This is a genomic window from Peribacillus simplex (assembly GCF_001542915.1).
GTDB lineage: Bacteria > Bacillota > Bacilli > Bacillales > DSM-1321 > Peribacillus > Peribacillus simplex_B.
Genome location: NZ_LNNH01000010.1, coordinates 409,980 through 426,011, shown reverse-complemented (window position 1 = coordinate 426,011; position 16,032 = coordinate 409,980). Strand labels below are relative to the sequence as shown.

The window sequence follows — 16,032 nt, the reverse complement described above, 5'->3', positions numbered from 1 at the left end:
AGATGAAGAAACTGGAAGCTTCAGTTGAGAGGTAGGAGGAACCACATATGAAGCAGGTCATTTCCAAAAAAAACAAAATTGTGACTCTGGAAGAAGCAATCGAGTATATAAAGGATGGATGTACGCTCATGTATGGCGGGTTTGGGGGAGTGGGGACGCCGCCAACGCTCATACAGGGCATCCTGGACAAGGGGGTCAAGGATTTAACCTTGATTGGCAATGATACAGGATTCCCCGATATTGGAATTGGCAGGCTAGTGACCCTCGAAAGGGCCAAAAAGGTCATCGCCTCTCATATCGGCTCTAACCCTAATGCCGGTCGGCTCATGACGGAAGGGAAGCTGCAGGTGGAATTTTCCCCGCAAGGGACATTAGCTGAAAGGGTTCGTGCCGGGGGAGTGGGCTTGGGTGGGATATTTGTTGATGTCGGGATTGGAACGATAGCCGAAGAAGGCAAGGACAAAATGGTCATCGATGGCAAGGAGTATGTGATCGAAACCGCTTTGACCTCGGAAGTGAGCATCGTCTATGCCAAAAAGGCTGATCCGTTGGGGAATTTGGTATATGACAAGACTGCCCGCAACTTCAATCCTCTGGTAGCGATGGCAGGAGCCCTTACGATAGCCGAGGTAGAAGAGATCGTTCCGGCCGGCGAATTGGATCCGGAATGTATTGCCACGCCAGGTATTTATGTAGATATGGTGATTCCAACAAAAGGGGTGAATTGGAAATGGGCATGGGAGTAGATGTACGGAATCGAATTGCGAAACGCGCTGCCAAGGAAATCCATGACGGATTGATCGTTAATTTAGGGATTGGCATCCCTACCTTAGTGGCCGATCATTTACCACAAGATATCCATGTTCTGTTTCATGCCGAAAACGGTGTTCTTGGAACAGGCCCCAGTCCAAAACAGGGGGAAGAGGATCCTGCTCTCTGTAACGCAGGAGGGGTACCGATCACGACTGTAATGGGGGCTTCTTACTTTGATAGTGCTGCGGCATTTGGCATGATTCGCCGAGGGTACATCGACATTACCATCCTCGGGGCATTGGAAGTTAGTGAAACGGGGGATTTGGCCAATTGGATTGTCCCAGGCAAACGGGTACCGGGGATGGGCGGAGCAATGGAGCTTGCCCAAAAAGCGAAAAAGGTGATTGTCTTGATGAATCATGTGAACAAACAGGGTGAATCGAAAATTTTAAAGAAATGCACACTGCCTTTAACGGCAAGACAAAGTGTAGATATGATCATCACGGAAATGGCTGTCATTGAAGTGACAAAAGAGGGATTGGCATTGAAGGAAGTCATGGCGCCCTATACAGTGGCCGATGTGATTGCGAATACAGAGGCAACGCTGAAAATCGGGGCTGCTGTCCACAGCATCGAATAGGCAAGAGGCGTGAAGGATTGATAGTCACATTGTGATGGAATATGGAATGGCACGCTATGTATATAAGGAGGATGAAAGTGGCGAATTTCAAAACACGAATCAACCAATGGATCAAGGATCATCGGGAAGAAGGAACGGACTTATTGCAAAGATTGGTGCAAGCCCCGAGTACCCAAGGAAATGAAGCGGGGGCGCAGGCCATCGTTGCCCAAAAAATACGGGAAATGGGCCTGCAGGTCGATATTTGGGAGCCTGACGGCGGGGAGCTGAAAAAGCATCCCTATTTCTATTCTCCCCGCAGCGAATTTTCCAATAGCCATAATGTGGTTGGTGTCATGAAGGGGACCGGAGGAGGCCGTTCCATCATCCTGAACGGACACATCGACGTGGTTCCGGATGGTGATCGAAATCAGTGGGACGACGATCCATATAGCGGAGCCATTAAGGATGGGAAAATGTTTGGACGCGGCGTAACAGATATGAAGGGAGGCAATGTATCGCTTATCCTTGCCATCCAGGCATTAAAGGAAAATGGCATCCAGTTAAAAGGAGATGTCATATTTCAAAGTGTGATTGAAGAAGAAAGCGGTGGTGCCGGAACGTTGGCAGCCGTCCTGAGGGGATACAAAGCCGATGCGGCTCTGATCCCTGAACCAACGAATATGAGGATCTTCCCTAAACAGCAAGGGTCGATGTGGTTCCGGGTTCTAGTAAAAGGCCGCTCGGCTCACGGCGGAACAAGGTATGAAGGCGTTAGTGCCATTGAAAAGAGCATGACCGTAATAAATCACATTCGTGCTCTGGAAGAAAAGCGAAATGCACGTATCCGTGATCCGCTCTATCGGAACACGCCCATTCCGATACCAATCAATTTAGGGGTCATTGAAGGCGGTAATTGGCCATCCTCCGTCCCTGATCTCGTGAAAATGGAAGGTAGAATGGGTGTTGCGCCAGAGGAAACGATGGAGCAGGCGAAAAACGAAATGGCCGAGTGGCTATTAAAGATCAAAGAAGTAGATGAATGGTTCAAGGATCACCCGCCCGTTTTAGAATGGTTCGGGGCACGCTGGGTCCCAGGGGCAATTGATGTGGAACATGAACTCATGAATACGCTCGTCAATCAATTTCGGGAAGTTGCTGGACAAGATCCGGTCATTGAAGCCTCTCCTTGGGGGACTGATGGAGGATTGCTGACTCATGTCGGTGAAACGCCTTCCATCGTTTTTGGTCCTGGCGTAACGGAGGTCGCTCATTATCCCAATGAATACATCTTACTGGACCATGTATTCACGACAGCGGAAATCATTGCCCTCGCTTTAATTCAATGGTGTGGAATGGAACCCTTGCAGGATGAGCAGGATGCGGTCCTGGCAAGTAACGAAGACAAATGAAGCGTAATTTGATATCTATTGAAATGCACGCTTAAAAGAAATCATTTTGACTTTTTCCAGTAAAGTGAAGCGGCAATAGGGGCAGGAACCTAGCCAATGTACAGACAAGGTTCTTGCCTTCAGTCAGTAAGGGTAAATACATCTCTAGCAATATTTCTTAAAGCTTTGGGCAGTAGTTTTTAGTGCAGTGCTAACTTACGGTCCATGATGAGATAAATAGAATTTTTAGATGATGGCAAACTTCACCACTTGGTGAGCTTGCTTTTTTTTGTGCCCAAACGGCCGATTTCAATAAAAACCCGGTACCAATCGTGCAGTCACCCCTTAATAGCAACCTCCTATCCACTTCCTTACTTTGACCACATAAAATCAAAACAAACCATTCAGCATCTCCTCCCCATTAAATCAAAATGGTTTCCTTACATTTTTATCCGGGGTCGTTACAAATTCCCATTATTGATAAACATTATTTAGGATAACTTCATTTATTGTGGATAACTTAGAAATGAAATCTTAAAAGAAAGGATACATATATGAAAATAAAATGGGTTTTATTGGCTATTCTTTCTGCCTTAGTTCATGTGCTTTCTGGCTGTGACCGATTAGCGGTTTTAGATCCTAAAGGACCTCAGGCCCAAACGCAAGCCAATGTGATATGGCTATCCATTGCGATCATGGCGGTTATCGTCATTATTGTTTGTGTTTTTTTAGTTTATGTGTTAGCGAAATACCGTGACGATAAACTGCCTAAAGACTATGAACCACCCTACATTGAAGGGAACCATGTCGTTGAATCGATCATTGTTGGGGTGCCGATATTAATCGTCATTTTCTTCTCCGTTGTTTCCGTCATTTCCAACAATAAAGTGGAAGCCACTCCGGAAGAGTACAAAGGTCAAGATCCATTGGTGATTTACGCTTCGACATCTGACTGGAAGTGGCATTTCAGTTATCCAGAAAACGATATCGAGACCGTGAACTATTTGTATATCCCGACAAATCGACCACTCGAATTCAAACTCTATTCTTTCGGCCCGATCACGAGTTTCTGGGTTCCGCAACTTGGCGGTCAAAAATATGCCATGTCCAACATGGTGACCACCTTGCACTTGGCAGCGGACGAATCAGGGGAAATGATGGGACGGAATGCGAACTTTAGCGGGAAGGGATTCGCTGAGAATATGTTCCATGTCGAAGCGGTGTCTCAAGATAAGTTTGATGAATGGGTCAAGGAAGTGAAAGCAACTGCGAAACCCATCACGGAAGAAAAATTCAATCAATTATTAAAACCGGGTCACACAGGGCAGTTGACCTTTACGGGAACTCACTTGGGCTTCTCACCAGCGCCGGAAGGTGAAAATGCTGGACATCATCATGGCTCTAGTAATTCTGATGCGAATTCAAAAGGCGACCATATGGAACATGATCATAAAACAAATGATGGTAATGAAAAGCCAGAACACAATCATGAATGATTTCCTGGTCCCTCTCATGAAAAATATGGTTAGAAAGGAAACATAACAGTATGGGGTTCTTCACTAGATTTCTTATACCTAATCCTAGTCCAGTCATCTACACATCAATGGTAGCCATTGGTGTTACTGTTCTCTTGATCATTTTTGGTTTAACCCACTTTAAGAAATGGTTTTATTTATGGAGTGGCTGGCTGACGACGGTCGATCATAAAAGAATAGGCATCATGTATTTGATCGCTGCTTTGCTGATGCTATTCCGTGGTGGGGTAGATGCCGTGATGATGCGTGCGCAACTTGCCATACCGGATAACAAATTATTGGATTCACAGCACTATAATGAAATTTTTTCTACACACGGGGTCGTGATGATTCTCTTTATGGCGATGCCATACATCATGGCCTTGATGAATTTCGTCGTGCCATTACAAATTGGAGCCCGGGATGTAGCATTCCCTCGTCTGAATGCGATAAGCTTCTGGTTATTTTTTATGGGGGCGATGCTATTCAACATCTCATTTGTAATCGGCGGCTCACCCGATGCGGGGTGGTCTTCTTATTTCCCGCTTGCAGGCAATGAGTTCAGTCCGCATGTTGGAACGAATTATTATATGATTGCCATTCAAATTGCCGGAATTGGGACGTTAATGACGGGGATCAACTTTTTGACGACCATCCTTAAGATGAGGGCGCCCGGCATGACATTAATGAGATTGCCGATGTTTACTTGGTCTTCTTTAGTCACAAGCGTCATCATCATTTTCGCCTTCCCTGTATTAACAGTGGCGCTGATCATGGGGACGATGGATCGACTATTCGCCACCAAGTTTTTCACGATGACCGACGGCGGAATGGACATGCTTTGGGCTAACTTGTTCTGGGTTTGGGGACATCCTGAAGTATACATCCTGATCCTGCCGGCATTTGGTCTATTCAGTGAGATTATCCCAACCTTTTCACGTCGTAACCTTTATGGCTATCGATCAATGGTGGCTTCGATGGTGTTCATCTCGATCTATTCATTTTTCGTCTGGACGCACCATTTCTTTACAATGGGGCAAGCAGCCTATGTCAATAGCATTTTCTCGATCACGACGATGGTGATTGCCATTCCGACCGGGATCAAGATCTTCAACTGGTTGCTCACGATGTGGAGAGGCAGAATCAGATTTACCGTACCGATGCTTTATTCGATCGGCTTCATCCCGCTTTTCACGATCGGTGGCGTTACCGGGGTCATGCTGGCGATGTCAGCCGCGGATTATCAATATCACAATACCATGTTTTTAGTGGCTCACTTCCACAATGTCATCATTCCGGGAGTAGTATTCGCCGTGCTTGGTGCCGCCACTTACTACTGGCCGAAAATGTTCGGTTTCATGCTGAATGAGAGGCTTGGGAAATGGGCGTTCTGGTTTTTGACCATCGGTTTTTGCTTGGCATTCTTCCCGATGTATATCACGGGGTTGGATGGTCAAGCACGCCGGATATACACATACTCTGAATCGACTGGTTTCGGACCATGGAATATGGTTACGTTTATCGGTACAGTACTTATGGCCATCAGCTTCTTTATAATCGTTTATACGGTTTACTATAGCATTCGCCATGCGCCAAAGGATGTTGGTGGTGATCCGTGGGATGCGCGTTCCCTTGAATGGGCCACTCATAATCCAGTCCCGGAATATAACTTTGCGATCATTCCGCAAGTGAACTCAAGGGAAGCGTTTTGGGATGCCAAATATAAAGGGGTTGAATTATTCAAGGGTGACTATGAAAAAATCCATATGCCCAATAACAGCGGCGGACCGTTCATCCTATCCTGTATCTTCTTTGTCTTTGGGTTTGCGTTAATATTCAGCATCTGGTTTCTTGCGATCATTGGGTTAATCGGCATCTTTGTTTGCATGGCCCTTCGTTCATTCGAAATAGATCATGGCCATTACATTTCTGTAGAAGAAATTAAAGAGACGGAAGCAAAATACGGGGGTGTCAATAAATGAAGATCGATCACTCGCAGCCTCTTGAATATAGCACGGAACAAAATCGGCTGAATATTTTAGGCTTCTGGATTTTCCTGGGTGCCGAAATTATGCTTTTTGCAACACTCTTTGCCTCTTATTTTACATTGGTGGATCGTACCGGTAACGGCCCGGCTGGAGCGAAAATCTTTGAAATCACTCCGGTCCTTGCTGAAACTTTCCTGCTCTTGACAAGCAGTTTTGTCATCGGACTTGGCATTCACGCCATGCGTCTCGGCAACAAGAAAGCCATGTTGACTTTCTTCGTAATCACTCTCCTTCTTGGACTAGGGTTCCTGGGGTTTGAAATCACGGAGTTCATTACGTATTATCACGAAGGAGCTACGCTGCAAACCAGTGCCTTCACATCGGTGCTCTTTACAACATTAGGGACACATGGAGCGCATGTCACATTAGGACTTTTCTGGGGTTCATTTATTATCCTGCAAGTGAAAAAACGCGGATTGACACCGGAAACAGCCAATAAATCCTTCATTTTCTCTCTTTACTGGCATTTCTTGGACATCGTTTGGATTTTCATCTTCACGTTTATCTACATGAAAGGAATGACCTGAACATGAAGGAATTATTCCCGGCTAAACAAGTATGGGGTTTTGTATTTTCATTGCTCTTGACGTTTGTCGCTCTTTTGGTTTACTTCTTCAATATGTCAAAAGCGATGGGAATGACGATTTTTATATTGACAGCATTCATCCAAGCAGCTGTTCAACTAGTGGTGTTCATGCATGCCCGTGAAACGGATGATAGCAAATCGATTTTCATGACTTTGTATTGCGCTATATTCCTGGCTATCATCACTGTCGTCGGTACAATCCTATGTATGATCTGGGGTTGGACTTATTGAGAGGAAACGCATGCTGGTATGCAAAGCTCAGGAAAAGGTCGGAAGTTGAAAGATCAATGAAATAGGATGTGTTACCTCATTTACCAGGAGCTGATCAGCAGCTCCTTTTCTTATGGAACTAACGGGGCAGGAACGATGCATTAGTTAGGCTCTTTTTGTTTTTCGAACGAAACGATTTAAGCGGACTCCTGGAAATCGACCACCCGATCACTTGATGCAAAGCAACAAAGCCATGCAAAAACAGCCATCAGTTATTAACCGCATGAAATCGGCATATATTAACTGAAAGGAGTGAAATGAAAATGCAAAGTCCACCAAATAATGCTTATCGTGAGATATTGCCGCCTGGGCATTATGCGTATTCAAGCGGTTTTCCCACCATGATGAAAAATGTATCGCCGACTTATACGATACCTACCGAACCTGTTTTTTTAGATCATTTACTTATGAATTTAGAAAAGACCATTGTCGTCGCCACAACAATGGGGGCATTAGAAGGAAAATTAACAGGAGTTGCCATTGACCACATTCAACTCACTATCGGAAATATAAATTACCATATTCGCCATCAACATATTGTCTACTACACTGGTAAGCCTTAACCGCGTCTTAGGACGCTTTTTTACTGTATCCTCGCTGTTCGGATTGTACGTAGTCTTTTATGCATCAACAGTCTATACATACCGTTCATCGTGCTGATCGAAATTAGCAGCGGCACAGCTGGGGAAGTGGAATAAACTCATTGAAACCTCCGAGGTAAACGAGCATGATGAAGCATTGGATAGTTCCCCTTTTTCCCAGATTACAAGAAGGTATCAGTAAATCTTTTGGCGAAAATATAAAGAGCTGACATTCAATGATGAGTGGGGAAAAAAACGACTACTGATCACTTTAGGGGGAAATATATTGAAACAAACATTACTGATCATCGATGCCCAACAGGATTTAATAGAAGGCAATAAAGAAGAACAAGGCGTCTACGAGAAAGAAAAGCTTGTTAATAACCTGAATGCTGTAATTGAAAAAGCGATAAATGAGGGGATTTCCGTCGTTTTTATAAGAGATATAGATGTTTCAAATGGAGAAGGACCTGGATTTCAGATACACAGGGATATTAGGGTGCCATCAACTGCCATCATATTTGATAAAGCTGCCACAAATTGCTTTTATGGCACGCCCTTACACCAACATTTAAGAGAAAACGATGTAAACCATATTGTAATGATGGGATGTAAAACGGAACATTGCATTGATTCAGCTGTTAGAACAGCAACAATCAATCATTTTGACGTAACATTGGTTGGTGATGGACATTCTACGTCAGATTCCAAAAACCTATCTGCAAAGCAAATAATCCTTCATCATAATGAAATCCTTCACGGTCACTATAATGTAGACAATTTCTCCATTGTGAGAAATGCCGATGAAGAACTATTCAACCCTCTTCACGATCATTACCGAGAAGCATCATCTCCAACTAATGTGTGAGTAGCTGAGGACCTGAGCTGTCATCTGGCAGCTTTTTCTTATGGAATTGAAAGGGCAGGAAAGGTGAGGGGTGCGCTTTGAGCTTGGGCGATTTGCATAAGATTGGAACCAATGCCCATTTCAAACGTAAGTCATGTTAAAGACTCTAGGTTGGGAGGCATAAGTATGAAGCAGCTTTATATAAAGCAGAAGGTATTCAGTCTTAGCGGGAAATTTACGGTAAAGGATCAGCAGGAGAAGGATATTTATTACGTGGAAGGAAGTTTTATGCAAGTTCCAAAGACTTTCTCCATCATGAATACAGCAAGAGAGGAAGTCGCACTCATTACGAAAAAGGTGTTCAGCTTTTTACCAAAGTTTTTCGTTGAGGTGAATGGCCGGGAGGTAATGACGATAAAGAAGGAATTTTCCTTCTTAAAAGCACGATATACAATAGAAGCGGCAGGCATTGAAGTACAGGGCAGTTGGTGGGATATGGATTTTCAAGTTTTACAGCACGGCAAAACCGTAGGAAAAGTCGGCAAGGAGTGGTTCACATGGGGCGATAGCTACAAGGTTCAAATCATGGATGAAGAGATGGAAACCATTATGATTGCACTCGTTGTAGCAATAGATTGTGTGAAGGCAGATCAAGCAGCTGCTTCATCAGCAGCATCGAATTAAAGAAGGCTGAAGGAGGAGCTGTCTTAGGGCAGCTTCTAATTTAGGCTCTTTTCGTAAGCGTGTTGTTTTAAAACCAAAACGTTTCAAGTAAAATCATCGGAGCTTGGGAGAAACGGACCTGTTATAACTGGCGAATATTAGATGAGGCAGACTGGTTAATCCCGAACCATTGGACGCCTCTTTTAATAAATAAAAGGGAATAAATTTTTTTACCCACCATATCTTTTTTAGGAGGAAAACCGTTAGTAAAGTGAAAGGTTTTTTACACTCTATTAAAGGGAATGGGGGAAAACTATGAAGGTCCTAATATTAGGGGGCACTCGTTTTTTAGGAAAAGCATTGGTAAAAGAAGCATTGAAAAGAGGTCACGAAATTACATTATTCAATCGCGGTACCAATAAAGAGGTGTTTCCTGAGGTGGAGCAGTTAACTGGTGATAGAGACGGTGATGTTTCGCTTCTGGAAAACCGGAAATGGGATGTTGTCATCGATACCTGCGGATTAGCTCCGCATCAAATCAAAAAAATCGCGGCTGTGCTTGGGGATAACGTCGAACATTATACATATATCTCAAGCATCTCTCTTTATAAGGATTGGATTCCCCTCCATATTACGGAAGACTATCATTTACAGCCGATGCCGCCTGTTGATAAGTTGAAAGACGTTGAGGAAGGGCGAATTTCTCCCTATGAGTATTACGGTGCGTTGAAGGTACTTTGTGAAGCAGAAGCAGAAACGCATTGGCCAGGGCGTGTGTTGCATTTAAGAGCGGGGCTGCTTGTCGGACCGTTTGACTATACGGATCGGCTCTCGTACTGGGTTCAGCGTGTGGCCCAAGGCGGAAAAGTATTGGCGCCGGGGCGTTCAGATCGTCCTGTTCAATTGATTGACGTTAAGGATGTAGCAACATGGGTATTCAATATGGCAGAAAGCAGAAAAAAAGGCACGTTCAATGTAACAGGTCCGAATGATAAATTGACAATGAAAGAGCTATTGAACACCTGTAAAGCCGTCACCAACAGCGATACCGAAATGGTGTGGGCAGAAGAACAATTCATAGTAGAGCACAAAATAAAGCCGTGGACGGAAATGCCTTTTTGGATTCCTGAACACTTCCCGTTAGAAGGAGAAACAGAACCGTGGAAAGGATCTTTCTCCATCAATATCGCAAAATCCATTAACGCTGGTCTTACCTTCCGTCCTCTTGAAGATACTATTTATGATGTGTATCAATGGGAGCAAACGAGACAGGATACAGAAAGAAAAACAGGGATATCACGAGAAAAAGAACAAGAACTGCTAGCGGCTTGGTTCCAAAAAGAAAAAAAGGAAACATTGTGATGGGGGGGATGACCACCATGCCCATCTAATAGTGGATTACTAGCTGCGGATCGGAGCTGTCTTAGGGCAGCTTTTTCTGTTGGGAGGAACGGGGCAGTCATATGTACTAGATCCCTATTGCGGCCCATCCCTTGATCGAAGAAAAATTGAAGCTGAGGGTATTGTCCCGAATAATTTACAGTGCTTTTATTTTTGGATAAAATTAAGGTACAATTAATACGTATATAGGTTATTGATGATAAAAGATAATGAGGTAGGTAAAAAATGATAGCAAAAACAGAAGAAGATTTTAATGGTTTGAAGGAAATCGGTAAAATTATTGCCTCCATCAGAGATGAATTGGTACAAAGAACAATTCCTGGCATTACGACCAAAGAACTTGATGAGATAGCTGGAGAACTTTTGGAAAAAGCAGGGGCAGTTTCAGCTCCAAAAGGTGAATATGATTTTCCTGGCTATACGTGCATCAGTGTTAATGATGAAGTGGCACATGGTATTCCTGGTCAACGGGTTATTCAGGAAGGGGATCTTGTGAATATCGATGTATCTGCATCAAAGAACGGTTATTTCGCAGATACAGGAATCTCATTCGTCGTAGGAGAAGGAGAAGAGGTATTAACGAAATTATGCGAAGTTGCTAAAATGGCATTTGAAGCAGGTCTTAAGAAAGCAAAACCCGGTGCCAAAAAAAGCAGAATCGGAAAAGCAGTATTCGAAACAGCGAGACAGCAGGGATTCACTGTGATCAAAAACCTTACAGGACATGGTGTTGGACGCAAAATACACGAAGCGCCTGCCCATATTTGTAATTATTATGATCCATGGGATAATGAAATATTAAAGGAAGGGATGGTTATCGCATTCGAACCATTTATCTCGACCTCTGAAGAAGAAGTATTCCAAAAAGAAGACGATTGGACCTATGCAACAGAAAAAAGCTATGTAGCTCAAATCGAACATACGATTATCCTTACTAAAAATGGTCCCATTATTGTCACCCTTTAAGTCAAGCATGGACGGAAAAGACGCGTAAACATAAAGTAGCTCACTTACCGCGCATCTAATAAATGCATAAACCCACGTAATGAAGGAGTTGCTTATGGCAGCTCCTTTCCTTATGGAACTAACGGGGCAGCTGAAGGAAATGTAGGACTATATTGAGTAACTTAAGGGATTCTTCAACTAAGGGTATCGTCCCTTAACTATTCCGCTGCTAGAAAGAAGGATTTTTCGTACACCAAAAAGCAACCATCAAATAGACAGTTGCATCATGTGAAAGTATGACAAAAACAAAGAGTATAGGAGATAGCTCCATACATTAATAGGGAGAAGGGGCACGACAACTATGAACTGATGTGGTCATTGGATAAAAAAATAGTACGAGTTAGATTAATGAATGCCTCTAAAGGGGGTGTCATTCTTTTATCCTTATGCCAGGCAATTTGGGTGAAAAGGGAAGATTCGGCACCCTTCCATGGCAGTTCCTTCATTCTACCTTCTTTAATATCTTTTTTGACTACCATCTCCGGTAATAATGCTACTCCTAAACCTGCTATTACACATTGTTTGATTGCCTCGATACTGCTAAATTCTATTTTATCCAGAGGGTATACTCCCGCTGATTGAAGGAATTCTTCGAACATGATCCTATAAGAACATCCCGTTTCCGTAAGTAAAAGAGTCTCGTCCTTAAGGTCATCCAGTGAGAGAAATGTTTTGGGGTGGTTTAATGCTGTGACCAGCCTGAATTCCTCTTTGATTAGTTGCTCCACTCGTAATGAACCCTCAGGCTTACTTATATCCATAATAAAAGCAATATCCAATAAACCCTCCATAAGGTGTTTTCTCGCCAATTCGTCAGAAATGGCAGGCTTAAACACGAGCTTAACCTTGGGGAAGGCTGCCTTGAACTCTTTAAGAATGGGAGGTAAGCGATAGGTACACTGGCTCTCCTGGGCACCTATGATTAAGGTTCCAGTTGGCTCTTCTTCGACGTTCACAGCCATAATCGCTTCGTTACTTAATTTTATCATTTTTTCTGTATATAACTTAAAATGGTGCCCAGCCTCTGTTAAGATCAATCGTTTTCCTAGGCGTTCAAATAAGGGTTTGCCAATTTCATCTTCAAGAGCTTTAATTTGGGCAGTTACACTTGATTGTGCAAAATTCAAGATTTTCGCAGTCTGGGTAAAGTTCAAATTTTCTGCGGCATGTTTAAAAGTAATCAATTGTTTAATATCCATGTTTACGCCTCTTTGTAATCATTTTTTTCGATTGAATCAATCGAAATAATTAGCTTTATCGATTATTAAATTAACTATAAGATATACGTATTGAAGAAACAACAAAAAAAGAACTGAGGATAGTTGAAGGGAGAAATCATAAATGAACATAGCAGTGATCTATGGCGGGACCCGTCCCGATGGCAATACGGAGATTTTGACAGAATACTTAATTGAAGGTATCGCTACAGAAAAGTTTTACTTAAAAGACTATAACATCAAACCAATCATGGACATGCGTCATTCAAAGGATGGATTTCAGGACAGAAGTGATGAGTATAATTCCATAATCGAACGGATCCTGCCATGTGACATACTAATATTCGCTACTCCAATTTATTGGTATAGCATGTCAGGAACAATGAAAAACTTTATCGATCGATGGTCACAAACTTTACGGGACCCCAAGTATCCTGATTTCAAGAACCGGATGGCTTCCAAAAAAGCATTTGTGATTGCTGTTGGAGGAGACGAACCTACCATTAAAGGCCTGCCTATGATTCAGCAGTTTAATCACATATTCGATTTTATGGGAATTGAATTTGCGGGATATATTCTTGGAAATGGAAACAAGCCTGAGGAAGTAATCCAAGACAAAAATGCATTTTCCGCAGCTGCGCAAATTCGAAATACATTAATTGAAAGCAGCTGAAATTAAACAAAAAATCGGTTACTCGAAAGGTTAAAACTGATTATGACACAAAAACAGGCAAACTTACTATTAGTCACTGTTTCTATGGGGTGGGGGACATCTTATGTCTTTATGAAACTTTGTGCTGACACGATCTCTCCATTCACAACTGTAGCGCTGCGATTTGGAATCGCATTTATCGTGATGGTGGCGATATTCTCCAAAAAATTGATCCATACCAATATTGCCATGTTAACATATAGTGCCATCGTTGGAGCTTTACTGTGTGGGATCTTCATTACCCTTATGTATGGAATGAAAACGACAACCGCTTCTACAGCAGGTTTTTTGACAAGTTCAACGGTTATTCTGGTACCTATCTTGCGGACATTCCTTATACGAAAATTGCCTCATAAAAACATCATTTATGGAGTGATCATCGTTTCCGTTGGCTTAGCTCTACTTATTATTAAAGATGATTTAACTTTTTCGATGGGGTCGCTATATTGCTTGGTCGCCGCATTGCTATATGCGATATATATCATCTTAATAAACAGCTTTGTCCGCCAGGTTGATGCCCTGCTGCTTGGAATTTGCCAACTCGGATTTGCTTGCTTTTATGCAATAATTGGAAATTTTATTTTTGAAACGCCAGCTTTACCAAACGAAGTTATGGATTGGTTAGCGATTCTCGGTCTAGCACTCATTTGCACTGCTTATGGCTTTGTTATGCAGCCAATTGCCCAAAAGTACACATCACCTGAAAGTACTGGTTTTCTTTTTTCACTGGAACCGATTTTTTCAGCTATATTTGCATTTGTTTTTCTGTATGAAAATATGGGGATACAAGGTTATCTTGGTGCTTTGCTCATTTTAGCTGGTGTATTCTTGGCAAACTCCACATCTCAAAAACACCCTTTAATTGAAGAGGCGAAAGTTTAAAGCGTTCTTATCTACTGCATGACCTTGAGGATTTTACAACGTACAATGCGGGTAAAAAGAATGATAAACAGGGAAAATCTCAAAGAGTATTTCTTGAATTTTTAAATAATCAGCTAAAAAATAAACTATCGACCATTCAGGTTGGGTCATAACGGGAAAATTTCTGAAATGGGCGGCAGGGCATGGGTTCTGCCGTTCGTAAAAAGACATGTTTAAGAACAAGAAGAAAGCCCTTCATAGAAGAAAAAAGGGCTTTTTTTGTCTTTACTGTTAGATAAGAACTCATTGTAGCAACTAATTCACTCGTATTTTTTTAAAACGATGGCTGCATTATGACCTCCAAAGCCAAATGAATTGGATAGACCAGTACGTATTTCCACTTTACGCGCAACACCTGGTACATAATCCAAATCGCATAATGAATCAGGATTTTCTAAGTTGATGGTTGGAGGAATGATTCCTTCCTTTAAACTTTTCGCCAAAGCAATTGCTTCCACGCCACCAGCTGCTCCTAGCATGTGACCAAGCATGGATTTATTAGCTGTTATTGGGATCTGGTACGCGTTTGATTCAAATAGTTTTTTAATGGCCAGTGTCTCAGAGCGATCGCCCACTTCTGTACTTGTTGCATGGGCGCTGATAACATCAATCTCTTCAGGAGAAATTTTTGCATTTTTCAATGCCATTTTCATGGCAAGATAGGCTCCTTTACCTTCCGGGTGTGTAGCTACCATATGATAGGCATCAGAACTGGCACCATACCCAATCACCTCTGCATGAATATTTGCATTTCTACGTAAAGCGTGAGACAAAGATTCCAAAATTAAAATTCCTGCTCCTTCTGACATGACAAATCCATCGCGTTTTACATCAAAAGGACGGCTGGCTTTAGTTGGATCATCGTTTCTCGTTGATAAGGCTGTAGCATTACCAAAGCTAGCCAAAGATAAATCTGTAATAGCTGCCTCTGCTCCTCCTGCAAAAACGGCATCTGCTTCCCCATAGCGAATAAGTCTGAATGCTTCACCTATAGCGGTATTTCCAATCGCACAAGCGGAAACAGGTGACATGGTAGGTCCCATTGCGTTCCATCTTATACTAATTTGAGCTGCAGCTGCATTTGAAATCATGGCTGGTACCAAGGTTGGACTAACCCGTCTTGGACCTTTCGTCCGCAGAGTATCCACATTCTCGATAAATGTTTCGATGCCCCCTATCCCCGAACCCACATATACGCCAAGTCTTTCAGGATTGATCTCATCCATCTTTAAATTGGAATCAGTCCAAGCTTGTTCAGCGGCTGCCAAAGCAAATTGAGAAAAGCGGTCCAGACGTCGGGCTTCATTTTTTCCTAAAGTGTCATCTGCATTGAAATCACGAACGATTCCGGCAATTTTTGCTTTATGATTGCTGACGTCAAATGTATCAATTGAGGAAATTCCCGACTTCCCTTCGGTCAGATTTCCCCAAAATTTTTCTACGTTGTTTCCAAGGGGAGAGACTACGCCCATTCCGGTAATAACGACTCTTTCCATTTTTCATC

Annotated in this window: 16 protein-coding genes; 14 read left to right on the top strand and 2 right to left on the bottom strand. The window is 42.7% G+C overall.

The annotated features are described in order from the left end of the window. The first annotated feature begins 47 nt into the window (after positions 1-47). From AS888_RS04720 to map, 12 genes are all read left to right on the top strand, one after another. Positions 48-746 (top strand): CoA transferase subunit A, encoded by a 699-nt coding sequence (locus AS888_RS04720; protein ID WP_061141009.1) that lies wholly within the window; start codon positions 48-50, stop codon positions 744-746. Further along, positions 731-1,393, top strand: a complete 663-nt coding sequence (locus AS888_RS04715; RefSeq protein WP_061141008.1) for a 3-oxoacid CoA-transferase subunit B — start codon at positions 731-733, stop codon at positions 1,391-1,393. Before AS888_RS04720 ends, AS888_RS04715 begins: the two co-directional genes overlap by 16 nt. Positions 1,394-1,464: 71 nt before the next feature. After that, positions 1,465-2,784, top strand: a complete 1,320-nt coding sequence (locus AS888_RS04710; protein WP_185113026.1) for a peptidase — start codon at positions 1,465-1,467, stop codon at positions 2,782-2,784. A 533-nt stretch (positions 2,785-3,317) separates the two neighbouring features. Beyond that, positions 3,318-4,259: a cytochrome aa3 quinol oxidase subunit II gene (gene qoxA / locus AS888_RS04705; RefSeq protein WP_061141006.1), complete on the top strand. Its 942-nt coding sequence runs from the start codon at positions 3,318-3,320 to the stop codon at positions 4,257-4,259. Between the two features lie 50 nt (positions 4,260-4,309). Further along, positions 4,310-6,259, top strand: coding sequence for a cytochrome aa3 quinol oxidase subunit I (gene qoxB / locus AS888_RS04700; protein ID WP_061141005.1), 1,950 nt, complete (start codon positions 4,310-4,312; stop codon positions 6,257-6,259). Beyond that, the gene (gene qoxC, locus AS888_RS04695) at positions 6,256-6,852 is read left to right on the top strand and encodes a cytochrome aa3 quinol oxidase subunit III (protein ID WP_061141004.1); all 597 of its coding nucleotides are present in this window, start codon (positions 6,256-6,258) and stop codon (positions 6,850-6,852) included. Before qoxB ends, qoxC begins: the two co-directional genes overlap by 4 nt. Before the next feature lie 2 nt (positions 6,853-6,854). Further along, positions 6,855-7,142, top strand: coding sequence for a cytochrome aa3 quinol oxidase subunit IV (qoxD, locus tag AS888_RS04690; protein WP_061141003.1), 288 nt, complete (start codon positions 6,855-6,857; stop codon positions 7,140-7,142). A 296-nt stretch (positions 7,143-7,438) separates the two neighbouring features. Continuing rightward, positions 7,439-7,744, top strand: a complete 306-nt coding sequence (locus AS888_RS04685) for a DUF2642 domain-containing protein (RefSeq protein ID WP_081092314.1) — start codon at positions 7,439-7,441, stop codon at positions 7,742-7,744. Positions 7,745-8,048: 304 nt separating this feature from the next. Further along, the gene (locus AS888_RS04680) at positions 8,049-8,630 is read left to right on the top strand and encodes a cysteine hydrolase family protein (RefSeq protein ID WP_061141001.1); all 582 of its coding nucleotides are present in this window, start codon (positions 8,049-8,051) and stop codon (positions 8,628-8,630) included. Between the two features lie 165 nt (positions 8,631-8,795). Beyond that, positions 8,796-9,293, top strand: a complete 498-nt coding sequence (locus tag AS888_RS04675) for an LURP-one-related/scramblase family protein (protein WP_061141000.1) — start codon at positions 8,796-8,798, stop codon at positions 9,291-9,293. 294 nt (positions 9,294-9,587) lie between these two features. Further along, positions 9,588-10,634 carry an SDR family oxidoreductase gene (locus tag AS888_RS04670; protein WP_061140999.1) on the top strand — a complete coding sequence of 349 codons (1,047 nt, stop codon included), beginning with the start codon at positions 9,588-9,590 and terminating at the stop codon, positions 10,632-10,634. A 264-nt stretch (positions 10,635-10,898) separates the two neighbouring features. Then, a complete protein-coding gene (gene map, locus AS888_RS04665) occupies positions 10,899-11,639 on the top strand; it encodes a type I methionyl aminopeptidase (RefSeq protein WP_061140998.1) in 741 nt (246 codons plus the stop codon). A 338-nt stretch (positions 11,640-11,977) separates the two neighbouring features. On the opposite strand, the gene AS888_RS04660 is transcribed toward map, so the two are convergent. Further along, positions 11,978-12,877 carry a LysR family transcriptional regulator gene (locus AS888_RS04660; protein ID WP_061140997.1) on the bottom strand — a complete coding sequence of 300 codons (900 nt, stop codon included), beginning with the start codon at positions 12,875-12,877 and terminating at the stop codon, positions 11,978-11,980. A 142-nt stretch (positions 12,878-13,019) separates the two neighbouring features. On the opposite strand from AS888_RS04660, the gene AS888_RS04655 reads away from it, so the two are divergent. After that, entirely contained in the window at positions 13,020-13,568 is a 549-nt protein-coding gene (locus tag AS888_RS04655) for a flavodoxin family protein (RefSeq protein WP_061140996.1), read from the top strand. A gap of 42 nt (positions 13,569-13,610) precedes the next feature. After that, positions 13,611-14,489 carry a DMT family transporter gene (locus AS888_RS04650; protein ID WP_061140995.1) on the top strand — a complete coding sequence of 293 codons (879 nt, stop codon included), beginning with the start codon at positions 13,611-13,613 and terminating at the stop codon, positions 14,487-14,489. A 299-nt stretch (positions 14,490-14,788) separates the two neighbouring features. On the opposite strand, the gene fabF is transcribed toward AS888_RS04650, so the two are convergent. Further along, on the bottom strand, positions 14,789-16,024 hold the full coding sequence (fabF, locus tag AS888_RS04645) for a beta-ketoacyl-ACP synthase II (protein WP_061140994.1): 1,236 nt from the start codon (positions 16,022-16,024) through the stop codon (positions 14,789-14,791). Between the last annotated feature and the right edge of the window lie 8 nt (positions 16,025-16,032).